Origin of the sequence: Arcanobacterium pinnipediorum, from assembly GCF_023973165.1 — a bacterium.
GTDB lineage: Bacteria > Actinomycetota > Actinomycetes > Actinomycetales > Actinomycetaceae > Arcanobacterium > Arcanobacterium pinnipediorum.
In genome coordinates this window covers 1,684,916-1,703,899 of record NZ_CP099547.1, presented here as the reverse complement: position 1 = coordinate 1,703,899, position 18,984 = coordinate 1,684,916, and the positions used below count along the sequence as shown (strand labels likewise).

16 protein-coding genes and 1 pseudogene are annotated in these 18,984 nt (G+C 52.1%); 8 read left to right on the top strand and 9 right to left on the bottom strand.

All coding sequences use genetic code 11. The annotated features are described in order from the left end of the window. Positions 1-87 precede the first annotated feature (87 nt). Positions 88-702, bottom strand: coding sequence for a 5-formyltetrahydrofolate cyclo-ligase (locus NG665_RS07620; protein WP_252673112.1), 615 nt, complete (start codon positions 700-702; stop codon positions 88-90). 91 nt (positions 703-793) lie between these two features. Between NG665_RS07620 and NG665_RS07615 the strand changes: the two genes are divergently transcribed. The 3 genes from NG665_RS07615 to NG665_RS07605 all read left to right on the top strand — a co-directional run bounded on the left by NG665_RS07615 (position 794) and on the right by NG665_RS07605 (position 3,542). Then, the gene (locus NG665_RS07615) at positions 794-2,005 is read left to right on the top strand and encodes a molybdopterin molybdotransferase MoeA (RefSeq protein WP_252673111.1); all 1,212 of its coding nucleotides are present in this window, start codon (positions 794-796) and stop codon (positions 2,003-2,005) included. A 104-nt stretch (positions 2,006-2,109) separates the two neighbouring features. Then, positions 2,110-3,072 carry a hypothetical protein gene (locus NG665_RS07610; RefSeq protein ID WP_252673110.1) on the top strand — a complete coding sequence of 321 codons (963 nt, stop codon included), beginning with the start codon at positions 2,110-2,112 and terminating at the stop codon, positions 3,070-3,072. 2 nt (positions 3,073-3,074) lie between these two features. Further along, entirely contained in the window at positions 3,075-3,542 is a 468-nt protein-coding gene (locus tag NG665_RS07605; protein WP_252673109.1) for a hypothetical protein, read from the top strand. 23 nt (positions 3,543-3,565) lie between these two features. Here the strand turns inward: NG665_RS07605 and NG665_RS07600 are convergent, their stop codons facing one another. The 7 genes from NG665_RS07600 to NG665_RS07570 form a co-directional block, all read right to left on the bottom strand. Then, positions 3,566-3,943, bottom strand: a complete 378-nt coding sequence (locus NG665_RS07600) for a DUF2314 domain-containing protein (protein WP_252673108.1) — start codon at positions 3,941-3,943, stop codon at positions 3,566-3,568. A 165-nt stretch (positions 3,944-4,108) separates the two neighbouring features. Next, positions 4,109-6,019, bottom strand: coding sequence for a Rib/alpha-like domain-containing protein (locus NG665_RS07595; RefSeq protein WP_252673107.1), 1,911 nt, complete (start codon positions 6,017-6,019; stop codon positions 4,109-4,111). Positions 6,020-6,236: 217 nt separating this feature from the next. Beyond that, entirely contained in the window at positions 6,237-6,842 is a 606-nt protein-coding gene (locus NG665_RS07590; RefSeq protein WP_252673106.1) for a response regulator transcription factor, read from the bottom strand. A gap of 35 nt (positions 6,843-6,877) precedes the next feature. Further along, positions 6,878-7,948: a sensor histidine kinase gene (locus NG665_RS07585; protein WP_252673105.1), complete on the bottom strand. Its 1,071-nt coding sequence runs from the start codon at positions 7,946-7,948 to the stop codon at positions 6,878-6,880. A gap of 27 nt (positions 7,949-7,975) precedes the next feature. Continuing rightward, positions 7,976-8,731 carry a hypothetical protein gene (locus NG665_RS07580; protein ID WP_252673104.1) on the bottom strand — a complete coding sequence of 252 codons (756 nt, stop codon included), beginning with the start codon at positions 8,729-8,731 and terminating at the stop codon, positions 7,976-7,978. Positions 8,732-8,733: 2 nt separating this feature from the next. Continuing rightward, positions 8,734-9,660: an ABC transporter ATP-binding protein gene (locus tag NG665_RS07575; protein ID WP_252673103.1), complete on the bottom strand. Its 927-nt coding sequence runs from the start codon at positions 9,658-9,660 to the stop codon at positions 8,734-8,736. A gap of 68 nt (positions 9,661-9,728) precedes the next feature. After that, positions 9,729-10,079 carry a DsrE family protein gene (locus NG665_RS07570; RefSeq protein WP_252673102.1) on the bottom strand — a complete coding sequence of 117 codons (351 nt, stop codon included), beginning with the start codon at positions 10,077-10,079 and terminating at the stop codon, positions 9,729-9,731. A gap of 182 nt (positions 10,080-10,261) precedes the next feature. On the opposite strand from NG665_RS07570, the gene rsmI reads away from it, so the two are divergent. Both rsmI and NG665_RS07560 read left to right on the top strand, forming a co-directional pair. Continuing rightward, positions 10,262-11,089, top strand: coding sequence for a 16S rRNA (cytidine(1402)-2'-O)-methyltransferase (gene rsmI, locus NG665_RS07565; RefSeq protein WP_252673101.1), 828 nt, complete (start codon positions 10,262-10,264; stop codon positions 11,087-11,089). A 121-nt stretch (positions 11,090-11,210) separates the two neighbouring features. Next, on the top strand, positions 11,211-13,553 hold the full coding sequence (locus NG665_RS07560; protein ID WP_252673100.1) for an MMPL family transporter: 2,343 nt from the start codon (positions 11,211-11,213) through the stop codon (positions 13,551-13,553). 624 nt (positions 13,554-14,177) lie between these two features. Here NG665_RS07560 and NG665_RS08770 read toward each other — a convergent pair. Continuing rightward, a pseudogene (locus NG665_RS08770) lies at positions 14,178-14,756 on the bottom strand (isochorismatase family protein); the annotation flags it as partial. A 110-nt stretch (positions 14,757-14,866) separates the two neighbouring features. Between NG665_RS08770 and metG the strand changes: the two are divergent. The 3 genes from metG (at position 14,867) to NG665_RS07540 (ending at position 18,962) form a co-directional block, all read left to right on the top strand. Further along, a complete protein-coding gene (metG, locus tag NG665_RS07550) occupies positions 14,867-16,672 on the top strand; it encodes a methionine--tRNA ligase (RefSeq protein WP_252673098.1) in 1,806 nt (601 codons plus the stop codon). 11 nt (positions 16,673-16,683) lie between these two features. Then, positions 16,684-17,646 carry a TatD family hydrolase gene (locus NG665_RS07545; RefSeq protein ID WP_252673097.1) on the top strand — a complete coding sequence of 321 codons (963 nt, stop codon included), beginning with the start codon at positions 16,684-16,686 and terminating at the stop codon, positions 17,644-17,646. A 116-nt stretch (positions 17,647-17,762) separates the two neighbouring features. Then, positions 17,763-18,962, top strand: coding sequence for a resuscitation-promoting factor (locus NG665_RS07540; protein WP_252673096.1), 1,200 nt, complete (start codon positions 17,763-17,765; stop codon positions 18,960-18,962). The last annotated feature ends 22 nt before the right edge of the window (positions 18,963-18,984 follow it).

Genomic DNA, 18,984 nt, shown 5'->3' with positions numbered 1-18,984 from the left:
TTTGCCACTGCGAAGCGATGAGCGTTGCCGCGAGTTTGCCAAAAGCCACCGCAAAGAGGTGAAAGGGTGTGGCGTAGTAGAGAGGTGTCAGTTTCTTGATGCGGCGGTAGCACTCCAGCCGGAGGGAAGGAGGACGTAGGGGATGAGAACATCTAACTCATTTTGTGGCAGGTCGGTGGTGAAAAATTCCCACGGAAAAACCATTTGGCCAATTCGACTAGTGAGGTTATCAGTTTTGAGGACGCGATCATACCAGCCTCCGCCTTGCCCCATACGTTGGCCCGACGCAGAAATCGCAAGTCCGGGGATAACCATGGCATCGACGTCGGCTAAGACGTCTTGGGGTAACGCTGGGCCCGATGGTTCAAGCGGACGGCCCGGAGCGAGCTGAGCTAAATCTGATTTCCCGCGGTATTCTGCCCAGGCTCGCGTCAGGCCAGGGCCAAGTTTCGGGAGCAAAATCGTTTTCCCGGCTGCCGCTAACGCGTCGAGGACTGGCCCGGTAGGAGGTTCGTCGGGTAAGGAGACGTAGCATGTGACGACGTCGAGACCGTCAGTAAATTGCAGAACCGGTTCAACCCATTCGGACGAAAACTGGTGTGCTCTGCTCTTGCGCCGCTCGCGAATCAGTGCGCGAACGGCCTGCTTTGCTTCTTCGATATCCATACCGGATGTATCGGGTAATGTCAGTGCCGAGTTCATAGGTTCATTCTTCCACGAAAGTTCAATAAGATGGGCAACCTTTAGCGCGGAGCAGATAAACTAGAAATACATCAAAATCGGAGGAAAAAATATGAAGTCCGTTGCCGATCACCTTGCTGATTGTCTCGCAATTGTTTCACCCCTGCCTGCCTTTACTGTTACGTTGCATGATGCGGTAGGGACGATTCTTGCAGATAACGTTCGATCCTTAGTAGATTTACCAGCTACTAACCTTGCCGGACGTGACGGATATGCGGTGCGTGCAGCTGATGTTTTCGGTGCGAGCGCGGCCCAGCCGGTGAAACTTCCAGTTATCAGCGAGATACGTGCAGACGCTACCGATGCGCAAAGCATTATTGAGGGCGCGTGCATGCGTATCTCCTCGGGTGCTCCGATGCCATCGAATGCTGATGCGGTTGTTCCTATTGAATCAACTGATCAAGCCAGAGCTGAGGTGCTGATTAGTTCCGGAGTTGAACCGGGAGCCAATATTCGCATGCAAGCTGAAGATTTGCAGGCTGGTTCTATTATTTTGCAGGCTGGGGTGCGTATTGGATCTCGGCAGGTGGCTATGCTGGCATCTGCGGGTCATTCGCGAGTTATGGTTCATCCGCGCCCTCGGGTTGTTATTATGTCGGTTGGCGATGAACTCCAAGAACCTGGAACCCAGGCTCGCCGGGGGCGTGTTTTTGATGCTAACTCACACGCCCTTGCCTCTGCGGTCAGTGATGCTGATGGCGACGTTTTCCGGGTGGGCTCGGTGTCTGATGATGCTCGGCAGTTGCGTGACATGATTGAAGATCAACTAGTGCGAGCTGACATCATCATCACTACTGGCGGCTTGTCCTATGGCGGTGGTGATACGGTCAAAGATGTGATGCATCAGCTTGGTGATGTGCGTTTTGACAATGTGGCTATGTCGCCTGGGCGTCAACTTGGGGTTGGCAGAATCGGAAACACTGTGGTGTATTGTCTACCCGGTAATCCGGTTTCGGCATTGACGAATTTTGAAGTCTTTATTCGTCCTTCGTTGCGAAAGATGGCAGGCCATTCTCATATTCATCGCCAATCGATTCGAGCCCGAGTTTTGCGTGGTTGGGAGTCGCCACGCGGGCAGCGCGAATTTGTTCGAGCTAAAGTGTTGGGCAATCCACGTGATGGTTACCAGCTTGAACCTACCGGTGATCCGCGTCGTCCACTTATAACTGCATTATCGGCGGCGAATTGTTTGGCGATCGTACCGGAGGATAAAACCGAGGTTGCAGTTGGCGATGAACTCATCTGCGAAGTGTTAGATCGCTAATAGTGGTGATACACGTGAGACTGATGCCCGAATTGTCGAGCAAAATACGCAACACACCATTGAGAGATATCCGCTTTAGCTAAGGTATTTACTACCGTTAAAGCATGGGTTTTGGAGGAGTTGGAGTTGCAGTTGCAGCTATTTTTCTGCTCATCTATCTCGTCCCACAAGCTTTACGTTCATGTGAAGTTTCAGCGGATGCACACATAGATGATCGATTTGCAGAAGATCTGCGACTACTCGATGACTCTACTTTTTCCCCATCTCCAGCCTCACCGGCCCATGGCAGAATTTTTTTAACGGAGCGAATCATGACACCAGCATTAACGAGTGAACAGTTACGGCGCGTCGCTAGAGATCGATCTCGGGCACGCGCTCGAATGGCTACTCGCCACGCTCGCCAAATGCGTGGCATGACCATCGGCATCCTGCTCCTTGCCGTCGCAGTCACCACCTGGCTTGCGGTGTGGCTAACCAGCCTTTCGTCTGTGCTAGCAATAGTTGCAACCAGCGTTGTTGCACTCTACTTCGCTGGGTTTGGCTACGTCATTAACGAGATGCTTAAAGCAGACCAAGAAGACGCAAAGCGAATCGCGCATGCGGCTAAGATTTTACGTGTTCATTCCCGCCCGGGCGTGGCAGTTAAGCAGACCCAACCAAGTGAGCAGCCGATAGTGCAAAGCCCTTCTCCTGCAGAAGTTACGATCGCCTCGGATATCGACGAAAAAGTCGATGAAGTCCAGGTTGCTGCAGAACACAAAGCTGGGCAAGGTGTGCGTAAGATGACGCGCGCAGAAATCGATGCCCGCACAGCTGCGCTCGCTGTTCCGGCGACGCCGTCGTACACGTTGAAATCCGTAGCTGGGAACAGTGCGGAAAATCTTGCCCAAAATGTTTCAGATGCTAATGTGCCATTCCGTCCGCGCCGCTTGCACGAACGCATCGGAGATGGTCTGGTAGGCCAGGCGCACAGTGCAGACCAATCGGCTAATGGCGCAGATTCGCGTGATGATGTTCTAGGTGGCGGGTCAATGCTTGACGCACTGCTATCTCGACGTCGAGCATAACAGTGACGACGATAGTTTTCTTGCACGCCCCGGGAAAATCCTATATGGATTGGAGGGAGGTCGCCGACCATCTTCCGCCTGCGTGGGCTATCGCGGCCCCTGATCTATCCCGCTGTGCAAGTGCAGATGAGATTTTCGATGTTATCGACGCCGATGCGCGTAGTGTTTCATCTGAGCAAATTGTTGTGGTTAGTCAGGGTCTAAGTGTGGTGGGCGCTGGTGGTTTTTACCGGGCACGCCAGCAGCGGGTAGCGGCCATTGTTGCGTTATCTGCCCAGTGGAAACCGTCGCTGGCACAGATGTTCGCGTTGCGTTCAGATACTTATTTCCGTGCGTTGCGAGCTAAAGAATTTCGTGGTGTACCTGCGCTAAGTGCAACGATAACGACGACGATTCCCAATTCTCAAGCGCAATATCCAGCTCAAACTGCTGCGGCGCTTTACCGTACTATCTCAGGTTTGGTTGCCTGAGAATCGTGGCATGTAGCTAACGGCTATTGCCCGCAGGTGCAATTACAGTTGCCACCGCATCCACCTGCGCTACCTTGCGGTGCATCTTCGTCGAAAATCTCAATAACGTGGCTGGCGTCGAAGTGAATTTCATCGCCGGCAGTTAAGGACTCAATAACTTCAGGGTCGGTATCAAGCGTGCCGATGAAACCAGTTCCAGCAAGCTCATTGACAATCACCCACATGCGTTCTGCGGCGATATCAGTTTCTGGATCGGTCAGACCAAAAACCAGCTTGACGATATCACCGGGTTGAATCTCTTGTAATTGTTCAAGAGATGGAATGGGGAATCCGTCAATTAGAGAAGCTAATTCTTGGGCGTCCCATAGTTCCCATTCGCGAGTGGCTTCGGTGGTGGTCATAATCGCTCCTTTGCTTGATATGACATCATAGTACCTCTGTGAATAAACGTACAGCAATATCTGCACGGTTTCTCGCCAAGACGATTGCTGGTGAATATGCAATGTGGCTGTGTCTAACAGGTTGGGTTAGACACAGCCACATTGGCTACTTAGCGCAAACGGCGTTTAGCTACGTTGCCTATTCTTAATTGCGAAGATGATACCAGCACCTCCAGCGAGCAAAATCGCAGCGATCCAGCCTGCCACGGAAATCGATGCGCCAGTTTGGGCTAATGGCTTATCCGTAGGCATAGGTGTTGGATCGGTTGGTGTTGGATCGGTTGGTGTTGGGTCAGTTGGTGTTGGATCGGTTGGTGTTGGATCAGGTACCTTGCGTTCAATAACTGTCACGTTGATAATCTTAGTGACCATACTTCCATCACCGAAGGTAATCTTCACTGTTTGGGTGGTCTTTCCAGGAACAGAGACATCGGCCGGAGTAATAATTTCAACGCTCGCATCCTTGGGTAGATCAACAATTCCGTCAGTTGCTCCAACTGGATCGCCAACCATCACAGTGATATCGACTGTTTCAACATCAGGCAATGGCGTGGTGGTGAAGGTGATCTTAGTGTCTTGGGATACCGTGCTCATCGACGTGAACTCCGGGCCCGGTGTAGGGTCAAAAATGACGAACTTGCCAGCAAAACCAGCTGGAACATCAGGCTGAGTAAAGAAGGTGGTAGCGTTGAGTGGCTCGGCAATATTCGTACCTGCAATGAGCGTACGAGTATCTGCACTCTGGGCATCGTCTTGGTTGACGTAGTAGTCGACCATAACTGCCGGTGCCCACACGTGCTTCATGGAATCATCAGATTCTTTGGTCACTTTGTAAGTGTAAGGATTGCCTTCGAGGTCAATGCTAACTTCTGTGGTATCGGCATCTGAAATAAATTCACGCAGATCTTGCCCGATCGAATTCTTAGCAACGGTAGTCGGTGGTAGAACAACAGTGCCGCCATCAATGACAGTTGTAATCTTGGCGTTAGGCATATCGCTCGTGCCTGGAATCTGAACCTTTGAATCGCCAGTGATCTTCAGATGAGATCCGGCTGTCTGCTTTGAGTCAACGCCAAGCGAATCGCCAACGACAACACTGGAATCGATGTTGTACGTCGAATCTTGGAACTGGAACGCCTCGTGAGTTGCTCCAGTTGCCTGAATGTCACTCGAAATAGTGCTATTGAGAATATTGACCGTGTTACCTGCCGTATTGATCGCAACAAATGGTTTCTTGAAAATCCAAAAACCTTCAGTAACTGCATCGGCGGTGGTCACTAAGTCTACAGTGGAGTTGTCAAAGGTGGCAGGAGCGCCAGCAACAAAAGACATATTGTAGTTACGCACAGTCTGGGAGCGAACTGCGCTATTGCGGAAGGTGATCTCCCGCTCTGAATACAGTGCAGGACGCCACACCGAGGTTGTACTCGAATGATCTAAGTTAAGCGCGACGTTGTCGAAAACTACCTTGGCATCAACGCTTTCTCCGGTTTGCTTCGCGAAGATCATCGGCCCTTCAACAGTGTCAGGACCTGTCGCAACATTGAGCGCCATATCCTTAACTGTAAAAGGACCGTTGAGCAGTTGGCCATCGATGCCGTAGTTTTTCGTGGGGCCAACATTAATTGCGCTACCATCTCGACCATCTCCCATAAAGACCACACTTTGGCCAGGAGTCTTTTGGTTAATCTTTACGCCATAGCCACCGCTAGAAACTAGATTAACCGTGCCCATATTGTTAAATACGAACTCGGACTTAATATCGAGGGCATGCCCGACGCCGGTGGTGAAATTGACAGCGATACCATCGTTAACAACAAAAGTCATCGGATGATTGATGACGATACCGCCATCAAAGTTGGCATTTTCTGTGAAGATCACCCGTTGGGTAGTCTCATCGGCAAGTGCCACCTTGAGTTCATCAAGTGTGGTGGTTGCTGTGACGGCGAATTCTTCAGCAGCAAGTGCGCTAGGTGCAAACCCGATAACAAGCCCAGCGGCAAGGATCGGGGAGATTATAATCTTTTTTATTCTCATACCGGCGAGTGTACGGGATTATGAGGCGCGCGTGAAGTGTTTTGCTACTTTTGAGTATGGTTACATCGATTTTAGTATCCATTAAATCTTGATTATCCAAATTGATGCCGATATATATCTAATGTCTCCAAAAAAGAGCATTTGGTGTATATAAGTCATTTAAGAGTTTTTCCGAGTCAGAGTTGCGTACAGTGACGAGGAAACTGGGGCAGAATACCTACAGCCACCCTTTTTCACGTGCAACGCGCGCAGCTTGGGCTCGAGTGGCAGTGCCGGTTTTCCCGATTGCGGATGAGAGATGGTTGCGCACAGTTCCTTCCGAGAGGAACACCTGCGCAGCAATCTCAGAAACCGTAGCGCCTTCTTCAGCCACCCGCAACAGTTCTCGCTCCCGTTCGGTGAGCGGGTTAGATCCGAAAAACAGCGACTGCGTTGCTAGGCCCGGATCAACGACTTGGCCACCAGCGTAGACCTGCCGGATAGCTCCGGCGAGTTCTTCGGCGGGAGTATCTTTTACCATAAACCCCGAGGCGCCCGCAGTCAGTGCCCGCTGGAGATACCCGGGCCGCCCGAATGTGGTGACGATAAGGATTTTGGTCGCTAGGCCAGCTGCACGAACGGCTTGAGTTGCAGCGATTCCATCCAGACCTGGCATTTCGATATCGACGACGGCGACGTCGGCGGCAGTGGCTTCTAGAGCGGGAATTAGCTCATCGCCACGCCCAACATCGCCGACGACGTCAATATCATCTTCCAAATTCAACAATGCGCATAACGCACCGCGTACCAGTGTTTGATCATCTGCTATCACAACGCGAATCATCTCTTCTCCTCAGTTACCCTTTGTTAGCCTACGCCTTAGATCATCGTTGCTCGCACAATTGTTCCCGGAGAGTTATCGGAAATCTCTAACCGTCCGCCAGCTGCCGTGATACGTTCGCTTAAACCAGTGAGCCCATTTCCAGGTGCTGTTGCGCCGATCCCGACCCCGTCATCACTCACCGAAATCTGGCTTGAACTCAACGTAATCGTGATCTGTGAGGCGCGACTGTGGCGCAAAATATTCGTACTAGCTTCGCGCACAACCCACGCAAAAACGAATCGGAATCGCGGATCGACGTCGTCGACACTTCCGGTGACTGTGACCTGCAACCCCGCCTTGCGCAAGACCTCGACGGCACTGGTTAATTCTTCGTCCAAAAGCCGCATCCGAATCCCGGAGACCGTTGCACGCACTTCTGCAATTGCCGCGCGAGATAGATCGCGAATGTCCTCAATCTCGGCACGTGCACGGCTTGGATCAACGTCGAATAAGCGCAGCGCAAGCTCAGACTTCATCGACATAACTGTCAGCGAATGGCCTAAGACGTCGTGGATGTCGCGAGCCAGGCGACTGCGTTCGTTCGCAGTCGTCTCATGGACTATGGCTGCTTGTTTTTCTTTGGCTATCTGATCGAAGTATCGCGAGCCAGCCGTCATTGCAAAAATTGCTATTGAGATAAAGAGAAGCTGATGGGCAAGAGCGGACGTGTTGAGCCACCACCCCGCTATTTCCATACTTGCCCCCAGCACTACGACGACGGTGGAAGCAGCGGCCAACGGCAGGTGGATCCCGACCAGTGAAAAGAGATAGGGGAAGAGTGATAGACCGGCTGCGCCAAATAGCCACAGCACGCTCGCAGTGATCGCAGACTGAATGATAACCGAGGAAACGAAGAGCTCAGTGCGCCGATGTGCCAGGCGCGGTAAGAAGGTTAGAACCCAGGTCGTAACGTTAACAATTGCGAAGATTGCGATCAGGAGGTAGCCCAATGAGCGCAAGGCGGGTGAATAGGGACCTATGGCGATCAGACGCAGTGGAATAAAGAGAAAGAATAACCAGATCAGAGACATGGTTAGCGATAACGCATACTCGCGGCGGGTATCCATGATCTTTTCCTTTATCTATATTCGCAGTTATCGTTGGTTGCTTCGCGGCCCAGCAAGGCGGGCCAGGATAACGAAAATGGCCAACCAGGCGCTGATGTTTAGCAGTGCATACCAGATTGGAGTGGTGTAGATTACGCCGCTTGCATCATACATCTGTCCGGAAGTTAGCGGGTAGCGGGCCAGCTCACCGATTCCCCACATTGGAGTAAAGCGTGCAACGGTTAACAAAGTGCCTGAAAGTGGCGCGAAGAGATTGCCGGCAAAGGCGAATAGGACGAGGAAGCCAGCAGAAATGCTCGTGGCTGTTTCAGCTTTGAAGGTATTGACAACCGCCAGGCCGTAGCTGGCAAATAACACAACCGCCAGATAGGAAATGATCCAGACGCTAAGTAGACGCAGTGGTGGGACATTTGCGCTCATGGCGATACCTGCCATCTGCAACGCGCCAAAGGTGATGGTGGAAATGAGGAAGGCTGACATTATTCGGATGAATAACAGCTTATCGGCAGATAGTGGGGTGAGAGCTAATTGGCGCCCCCAACCTTGAATGCGATCAATAGCGATCGTTCCGGTATAACCAACCGCAGCTTGGGCTACCGCGTAAATGCTCATGTTGATCAAAACAACCGCATTCACAGTGACGTGCCCGATGGGGATATCGCCGTATTGGGCACTACCGCCGAAAATAATGTACATCAAGATGGGCAATCCGATAGTAAAGAAGAGCGCTTCGGGGGCGCGCAGAAACCGGATAACGTCGGCGCGAATCAAGGTGATGTTCATGGTCAGACTTCTTTCGCTAAAGTATCGGCGGCGACGAGGGATGTGAAGGCGTCGTCCAGAGAGGGGGAGATGATTTCTAGATCGTGTGCGCCAGCGTTGAGCAGTGCGCGGGCAAGATCGTCAGATTGCGCAGTTGCGCAGGTCAGGCGCTGGTCTGTGATCTGGGCGCCGAAAGTTGTTTCGAAAGCGGTGAGGTCTTGCTGATTGACTGATTCAACTCGTGCCCGAACGTGGCGAATCCCGGCGATGGCACGCACTTGGTCGATGGATCCGTCTGCGATGATCCGTCCGCGGTTGATAAGGATGACGCGATTGGCGAAATTTTCTGCTTCTTCAAGGTAGTGGGTGGCGAAGATGATCGTGCGCCCGGTGCGCACATGACTATGCATGGTTTCCCAAAACGCATGGCGCGCAGTGACGTCCATCCCGGCGGTGGGTTCATCAAGGATCATCAGGTCTGGATCGGGCAGCAGTGCGAGCGCAAATTTCACTCGCTGTTGTTCCCCGCCAGAGAGTTTGCCGATTTTTCGATCTAGCAGCGAGTTAAGTTGTGTTTGGACAACGACCTCACTGATTCGAGCAGACGAGATTTGGTGTGTAGATTGATACGTGGCGCCGATATAGGAAAGTATTTCGCTGACTTTCATGTCTTTGTTCAGGCCGCCGGTTTGCAACAGCGCAGAGATTTTCCCGGCACTAATCGCTTGGCGCGGGGTTGCCCCTGCGATCGTGATTTCTCCCGCTGTGGGTGAGATCAATCCGAGGATCATATCGAGCAACGTTGTTTTACCCGCGCCATTGGGCCCGAGAAGGCAGACGATTTCTCCGGTAGGAATATCGAGGGATAGCTGATCGACGGCGGTTAGCGGGCCGTCAGAAGTGAGGAAAGTTTTCGTCACTTCGTGCACATGTAGCAGTGTTGGATTCATGCTTTAAGTATCACAAACTCGATGTTTGCGAGTAAGTCATGAATGTCAGCTAATGTGCATGACGGATGTCATGGTTTGACGTAGCCGTATCCTTCAGCTTGTAGTTTAGCGATTTCCACGATCCCGGCGGGCACAACGGTACAAAAGTCTGGAACCATATCTGGTTTAATTTGGCGTTGCTCGAGTGCGATATTGCAGATCAGGAAGTGGACGCCTTTATCGGAGAGGTCTTTGATTCGTGACATCCGATGGGGTTCGACGTCGAGCTGGGAGAAGGATCGAACAGAAGCTCCATTGGCAACGACGGTAATGTTGGTGCCGGGGGTTGTGGAGTTTGTCAGGACGTTATCAACTGAACGGATGGCGAATGGCCAGCGGTCGTTTTCGTTGACATGGAAAACAAGTTTGATTTCTGGCATGGCGACTCCTCTGTCTCATACACAACTATAAATGTGCTTGGTATCACCTTACCTCGATATCTAGGAATTGTCTCGACGTTAAGACAAAATCGTTGCGAGAAGTGTGGCGCCCAGTAATGCGAGGCGCGGTCGGGATCTACGAGTAGTCGATGGGAACGATGGTGAGCGGGTAGAATGTGTGCATGATTATTCTTGCTGGAACCCCGTTAGGTAACGACGCCGATGCTTCGCAGCGGTTAAAGGATTCGTTGGAGAGTGCGGATCTGATTGCAGCTGAGGATACCCGCCGGTTATTGAATCTGGTGGGGCGCTTGGGAGTGGAGATTCATGCCCCGGTTATTGCCTATCACGATCATAACGAAGCGGAAAAAGCACCAGATCTTATTGCGGCAGCGAAGGCGGGTAAGGCTGTTGTTGTGGTCTCGGATGCGGGAATGCCCTCGGTCTCTGATCCGGGGTATCGGTTAGCTGCACTCGCGGCTCATGAAGGTGTTGGGCTCACAGTAGTTCCCGGCCCTTCGGCGGTGCTTACTGCGCTGGCAATTTCTGGTTTAGCTTCGGATCGATTCTCCTTCGAGGGGTTTTTGGCGCGGAAGTCGGGGGAGCGCCAGCAGGCATTATCGAAACTCGCGCGCGATGAGCATACTATGATTTTCTTTGAATCTCCCCGGCGCTTGCATGAGACGCTAAAAGATATGAGCGCAATTTTTGGTGCTGATCGCCCAGCGGCAGTGGCTCGAGAGTTGACGAAAGTCTATGAAGAGGTGGCCCGAGGGAGTTTAGCAGAACTGGTGGAGTGGTCTGCTGGTGAGATCAAAGGCGAGATCTCTATTGTGGTTGGCGGATACCGAGATGATTGTGCGGGGCAGAGGGAAATTGCCCCAGAGGTGATTGCTGATGTCAAAGAGCTGGTGGAGTTGGGTGTGCGGATGAAGGATGCTGCTGGTTTTGTTGCTCAGCGCGCTGGGTTGCGCAAGAACGTTCTCTATCAAGCGGTGCTAGGTAGCTGATCTGTTACAGCGGTGACATGAAAGCCAGGCTGTGATGTTTTCTACTGACAACTTGGCGACGTTTTATGTAAAAGTGTCGCACAACTCGAGGTAGAGTGGAGTCAGTAATGGAAGGAAAACAATGAGCAATACGAACACTCCTAGCCACCTACCGCAACCAACTGGCTCATCAAAGCTAGATTCCGCAGTAACATTCTTGCGATCTCGCGCTTGCCTGCCGCTACGAGGTTTACTACTGCTCTTCTGGTTAGCGATCTTTGCCTTTGGTGGAATGGCACAGGGGAAAATTTCGACGCTAACCGAATCCGACCCGTCCTTCTTCCTTCCCGCATCCGCCCAATCAACCCGGGCAGCCCAAGAAGCCAATAACTTCCGCGAAGACGCCACTATCCCAGCCCTCGTCGTCGTCCAAAACAATGACGAAAGCGAACTAAGTGACGATCAGATGGCGCTACTGGGCAAAATCTCGACGTCGTTACCTAAGCTAAAACTTGATGCAGACCTGCAACTAGCAGACGTCAGTGCCGGCCCCATTCCAGTTATTCCCAACCAAGAGCGCACCGCCGTACTCATGCCCATTGCACTGGACAAAGCAATGATGAATGAACGCACCGCAGATAACGATACGCGCATAAGCCTAACTATCAGTCAAATCCGCGCTACCCTCGCCACCCAATTATCTGACGCCGGTCCTACGGGGCAAAACCTCGTTCCTTATGTTTCAGGTCCTGCAGGATTGGCAGCAGATCTCGGCGGCGCATTTGCCGGAATTGACCTCACCCTCCTCCTCGTTGCCGTCATCGTGGTTTTTATTATTCTTATCGTCGTCTACCGCTCTATTTTCATCCCAATCGCCGTGCTCTTCACAGCAATCACCGCCCTATGTGGGGCGGCGCTGGTGGTCTTTGGGCTGGCGCAAGCAAACATTATCAACCTCAACGGCCAGACCCAAGGAATCTTGGCAATTCTCGTTATCGGTGCTACAACGGACTACTGTCTACTGCTCATTGCGCGCTACCGCGAAGAACTGACATTGCACGATCACCCAATGACCGCGCTCGTAGTAGCGCTCAAAGGATCATGGGAGCCGATCTTAGCCTCCGGTGGAACAGTTATTGCCGGGCTACTGATCCTGCTAATCTCTGATCTTTCTTCGACGTCGTCATTGGGGCCAATCTCCTCAATCGGTATCGTTTTTGCTATGCTCGCCGCGCTCACCCTGCTCCCAGGTATTTTGATGATTCCAGGCAAGCATGCCCGCGCGCTGTTTTGGCCCGCAAAGATTGTGCACTACGATTCACGCGCCGAGGCGGAAAGTCATGGTATCTGGCATAAGGTTGCCCGATTCGTCGAACGTCGCTATCGCAGTGTGTGGGTTGGAACGTTAGCAACACTATTGATCTTTGCCAGCTTCGCCTTCACCTTCCAAGCCTCAGGTACCTCAGCAACGGAACAATTTACCCAAACCAGCGAAGCCGTTAGTGGTTTTGAGGTCATCGGCCGTGAGTTCGAATCTGGCTCCATTCAGCCCACGATTGTTGTGATCGACGCCGAAAAGGCCGACCAAGCAATCACCGAACTTACCAAGCTCGACGGCGTGGTTCGAGTAACGCCACAACCCCAAGAAGCCGAGCAACTAACTGGACCGCCGCCGGGGGTAGCGGCCGATCAACAAGCCAAGCCGCCTGCCGGTGTATCGGGATCAGAACGTGACCAGCCAGCTACACCACCCAAACCGCTCATTATTGACGGACGCGTACTTCTCAACCTCACCACCGCCATGCCCGCAGAAGACAAAGCAACACAAGAGGTGGTAGGTGAAGTGCGCAAGGTAGTCCACGGCATTGGTGGCAACCCGCTCGTAGGCGGTCCTGCGGCCGAAAGCCTCGATACGCAACAAACAGCGCAACGCGACTTTACCAAGATTGTTCCAACAGTCCTTTTCGTCATTGCCCTGATGCTCATGGTGCTACTGCGCTCGGTGGTAGCCCCGCTCGTTGTGCTGGTAGCTAACCTCATATCATTTGGAGCAACCTTAGGAATTTGTTCCATCGTCTTCTACCGCATTCTTGATATGCCTGGCGCAGATGCCTCCGTCCCCCTCTACGCCTTCGTTTTCCTTATCGCGCTGGGGATCGACTACACGATTTTCCTCATGTCGCGCGCCCGCGAAGAATCTTTGGAGATCGGCAGCCGTGCCGGTATGACGAGAGCAGTCGGCGTTACCGGTGGGGTGATTACCTCGGCAGGAATCGTCCTAGCAGCAACCTTTGCGGCGTTGGGAATTGTGCCACTGCTGTTCATGGTGCAACTAGCAATTATCGTCGCATTGGGCATTATGATCGATACCTTGATCGTGCGCTCCTTGCTCATCCCCGGATTGGCCTATGAGTTTGGCGATCGCATGTGGTGGCCGTGGACGGCACGCAACCTTGCCCCGCAAGCGCAGACTACTGACCCGTGAAACTCTCGCGAGCCGTAGTCAGCCACAATCACGCGTAAACATAAGGTGGTGCTTGTTTCACCGCAATGAAACAAGCACCACCTCGCTAAGGCGCAGTAGCAAAAGACACAGTGGCAAAGTTGCTCGGTTAGCCCTAAATCCCTTAAAGCTATGCGAACTTAAGCGTGTTTACTGACCGGGCTTGAAATCGATATCCGAAAAATCGAAATCAGCTTCATCAACCTCGTCAGAGAAGTCGAGTTCTTCATCGATATCGATATCGAATTCATCCAGATCCAGATCCTCAATATCGACGTCGGCGGCGAGCTTGGTGCTTAGTTCATCAAATCGACGCGAATCACTGAACTCGCTGCCATCTTCATCTTGGAAATCGTCATACGCCGGAGCTGGGCGAATAACACCACCATCTGACTCATCAGGAAGCTCGAAATCACGGTAATCGGCTGCGCCATACTCATCATCTTCCAGATCGTCAGGGATCCCATCGCCGTCGTTATCATTCCAAGTATCGTCATCCCACAAATCTGAGGAAGCAGAATCCCACTCATTGTCGGTACGCGAATGAGCATCCACCCACTCATCAGCGATACGGGAGATGTCGTCGTCGTCTTCATCATAAAAACCGAAGGCCTGCGCAGAAGTGAGTTGTTCTACGCCTGCTTCATCCATCTCCTGACGCGCCTGGATACCTAACTCTTCGGTCACCGGTACCGTTAAATCAGAAAGAACTCGGGTTGGGAAACCGGCTCGCAGTGAATCTAGCGCAGTTGCCTTAACACAATGCGATTCGGCAATACCGACGACGTCGACTGCGCTGATGTCATGTTTACGCAACAGCATCTCCAGCAACTCCCCATCGGGATTCTTGCCTTCGAACCCGGAATATGCGGCCTGATATTCCCCCTTCTTTACCGATTCATCGAAGGGCAGCGCGGCAATTGCGTCATGGAGCTCTGCTTCGGCAGTTCCGGCAACACCGTGCGGGGGCCAGGTATCAACAAAATCTGGTTCTTCAGCAAAATGGTGACCAGGATTGATATGCCAATCCTGGGTTGTGACGATGTATGAGTAATCGTCAGCGTGTTCGGTAACAAAATCTGCGATCTGTTCTGCTACTGCGTTTCCGCCGTCGACGCCTAGTGCCCCGCCCTCACAAAAAGTCGGCTGGACGTCAACGATAATTAGGGCGCGTTGTGTTTCCATGGCTCCTCCAATAACTCATCGTCATTGACTACACTCCAAGCATACGCGCCGAACGTGAGATAGGCACATGGAGTTTCAACTCATCGCCTTACGCGCGTAATCTATAAGTTATGAAGATTTTGTCTGCAGTAGCTTGGCCTTATGCCAACGGTCCGCGCCATATCGGCCACGTCGCTGGTTTTGGTGTCCCTTCTGATGTTTTCTCCAGGTACATGCGTATGGCTGGTCACGATGTGCTTATGGTCTCGGGAACAGACGAACATGGCACGCCGATTTTGGTTGCTGCCGATAACGAGGGTGTTACTCCGCAACAGTTAGCGGATAAAAACAACCGGATTATTGCTGAGGATTTAGTTAATCTCGGCTTGTCCTATGATCTGTTTACGCGCACAACAACTCAAAACCATCTCGATGTTGTTCAGCGTTTGTTTGAAGGCTGCCGCGATAACGGGTACATGATTGTTCAAGAGCAACTTGTAGCTATTGATCCGAAAACTGGCAATACGTTGCCAGATCGTTTCATCGAAGGTACATGCCCGATTTGTGGTGCCGCAGGGGCACGCGGTGATCAATGCGATACCTGCGGTAATCAGCTCGATCCGCAAGATCTGATCAATCCGGTCTCGAAAGTTTCTGGGCTAGCTCCGAATTTTACTTCTACAGAGCATTACTTCCTTGATTTACCGGCACTTGCGCAAGCTTTAGGGAGCTGGTTAGACGACGTCGAGCGCGATGGTTCGTGGCGACCTAACGTGATTTCGTTTTCTCAGCACTTACTCGACGACGTTCGCCCTCGTGCGATGAGTCGCGATATTTCTTGGGGTATCCCGGTTCCGGGGTGGGAAGATAAACCGAATAAGCGCTTGTATGTGTGGTTTGATGCAGTGGTTGGTTATCTTTCGGCTTCGATCGAATGGGCACGACGGCGTTCGCAGCGCGGGCAGGGTAGTGCCGAAGATTGGCGTGAGTGGTGGACGAATCCACAAGCGCTGTCCTATTACTTTATGGGTAAAGATAACATTGTTTTCCATTCCCAGATCTGGCCGGCAGAGCTTTTGGCTTATAACGGTGCTGGATCTCGTGGCGGGCATGCTGGTGAGTTTGGAACCTTGAATCTACCAACCCAGGTGGTTGCTTCGGAGTTTTTGACGATGGAAGGCAAGAAGTTTTCCTCGTCGAAGAATGTCGTGATTTATGTTCGTGACGTGCTTTCGCGTTATCAACCAGATGCTTTGCGGTATTTCATTTCGATCGCTGGCCCAGAAACCTCTGATTCAGATTTTACGTGGGCTGAGTTTGTGCGCCGCAATAACTCCGAACTCGTTGCCGGGTGGGGGAATTTAGTTAATCGCACTGGGGCAATGATTGCAAAAAATTTCGGTGAGATTCCAACTGCGGGTGAGCGTGAAGAAATTGATAGTGCGCTCTTGGAGTCTATCCGGGCTGGTTTTGATACGGTTGGGCAACTCATTGGCTCCCACCAGCAGCGTGCTGCCTTGAGTGAGATCATGCGTCTTGTTGGTGAAGCTAATACTTATGTCACCCGTACTGAGCCGTTTAAGCTCAAGGAACCAGACCAGCGTGACCGGCTAGCTACTGTGCTTAACACTTTGGTTCAGGCTGTCTTTGACCTCAATACGATGATGAGCGTATTCTTGCCACACTCATCTAACGCGATTGATGTGATTCTTGGTGGTGACGGAGATCTTGCCCCGATGCCTCGTCTTGAAGAGGTCACGGATTTAGATACTGAGTATCCGTATCCGATTATCACTGGTGATTATGCAAATGTGCGGCCGTGGGCGCCGCGCGAGGTTGTGCCCGGCACTCCAATTGCTAAGCCGAAGCCGGTGTTTGCCAAGCTCGATGAATCGGTGATCGCCGAAGAGCTTGAGCGCCTGGGCATCGTAGAGTAATCGGCAGGTTTATGACGAGCTCGAAAGCTAAGAAAGAACGTCGGCGGCTGGTTGTGGATATTCCAGACCGGCTGGCTGTTCCTATCGTTGATAATCACACCCATATTTCTCCTGACCCGGTTGCATCTGGTCAAGGGCAAGTCTTAGTTCAAAATCGAAGCGACGATGGCCACCTGAAAATGCCGGTGTTACTCGAAACATTGTTAGCTGGCATGGAACAAGCCGGGGTGCGCGCTGCTATCTCATCAGGCTGTGAAGTTCCGCTACTGGATTTTACCCATGATCTTGCTCGAGATGTTCCCCAGCTGTGGGCTGCGCTAGCGATTCATCCCAATGAAGCAGCACTGCATGCTGGAGTGCGCGAGGTAGCTCCAGATGGTTTAGAGCCCCGCGTAGAGCCTTGGCATGAGGAGTTTTCTCTTGACGAGGCCGTGGAGCAGGTAGCTCAATTGAGTGCCGATCCGTATGTGGTTGCAATCGGGGAGAGCGGACTGGACTATTTTCGTACTGGCGAGGCCGGTAGACGCGCCCAGATAGATGCGTTTCGGGCACATATCGCTCTAGCTAAAGAGCTCGATAAACCGTTGCAAATCCATGACCGGGACGCCCACGGCGACGTCATTGATATTTTGAAAGCTGACGGTGCACCACAACGAACCGTATTCCACTGTTTTTCTGGTGACCGGCACATGGCTCAGGTGTGTACCGAGAACGGATGGTATGCATCCTTCGCCGGCCCGTTGACCTATGAGCCCAACGCTGAGTTGCGCCATGCCTTCGATGTGCTTGCCGATGAACTGATTTTGGTAGAGACGGACGCACCGTATTTGACTCCGGTACCGTTTCGTGGTCATCCCAATGCGGTTTGGGGTGTTGGATACACGGTGCGTTTCATGGCGCAGCAGCGAGGCATGGATATCGATTCGTGGTGTACGATCGTCGATCAAAACACTCGTAACGTGTACGGAATATAGCCTAAAGTCCGATTTTATTGTTATCCGAGGCACGTTAGCGCGACTAATGATTACAATTTGGTTACAATCGGTGTAGAAACGATAACTATTATGTGTAAGGCGTGGAGAAGATACGTATGGACCAGACCAAGCGCACCGATATGGCTCCGCCAAAACCGGGTTCGCGTCGAGCTCGTCGGGCAGCAGAGCGTGCCGCAGCAGCAGCTGCGCGCCGAGAAGCAACAACAGGAGAGATTCCAACTATCGTTGTTGGCCGGGCCCATGGGAACTTCTCCAATCCAGTAACCATTGTCCCTTCGATCCCATTTGCAGAAAAGATGAACCACGATCTTGTGGTTTCTCGGGTTGAAGAACCAACTTTCGTGCGTAAATCCCGTAAAGCAACTCTTCTGCAAGGCGTAGGTTTTAGTTCGGCAGCCGCGCTCGTTCTAGGTTTAGGGTTTGGTCTGGCGGTCGAAAACGTGCCACCTTCTCTAGCCTTGGCAAACTCCCAGCCAGCAGTAGCTGAAATTGCCAATGCTTCAGTTTCACTAACACAAACTGCTCCAGTTATTGAAGGAGTAACAGCGCCATTTACCGTCACTGTTGACGGAACCACAAAGAAAGTTGTTACCGGCTCTAAAGTTAGTTTGGCAGACGCACTCAGTGCAGCAGATATTAAGCTCAATAGCGAAGATATAGTTTCTGCGCCATTGGATAAGCCAATCGCAGCCAATGCCCGTGTTCGTATTACGCGCGTGACAAAAGAAAACGTTTCTGAAACCTATGCGATAGAACCACAGGCCACTCGTGAAGATGATCCAACATTAGACAAGGGCGAAGAGCGCATCGAAAGTGAAGGCGTGGCAGGCCAAGGCACTCGCACCGTGACTATCACCAAACATGATGGTCAAGAAGTTAGCCGCACGGTCAGCGTCGATATCGTTACCCAACCAGCCCAACCAAAAGTTATTAAAGTTGGCACGAAAACCCAAGCTCATGCAATTGCACCAGCCAATGCTGCTCCAGTTGCCCCTGGAACCGCACGAGCAATAGCAGCAGATATGGTTGCGGCACGAGGCTGGGCACCAGCTGAGTTCGCCTGTCTCGATCAGCTCTGGCAACGTGAGTCGGGCTGGAATCACCTAGCTGCTAATCCTTCGTCTGGAGCTTATGGTATTCCGCAGTCGCTACCTGGATCAAAGATGGCATCCGCCGGAGCCGATTGGCAGACTAACCCGGCAACGCAGATCACCTGGGGATTAGGCTATATTTCAGGACGCTACGGCACGCCATGTAATGCACTGGGACATTCACATTCCGTGGGTTGGTATTAAAACTCCTGGTAGTCAATTACTT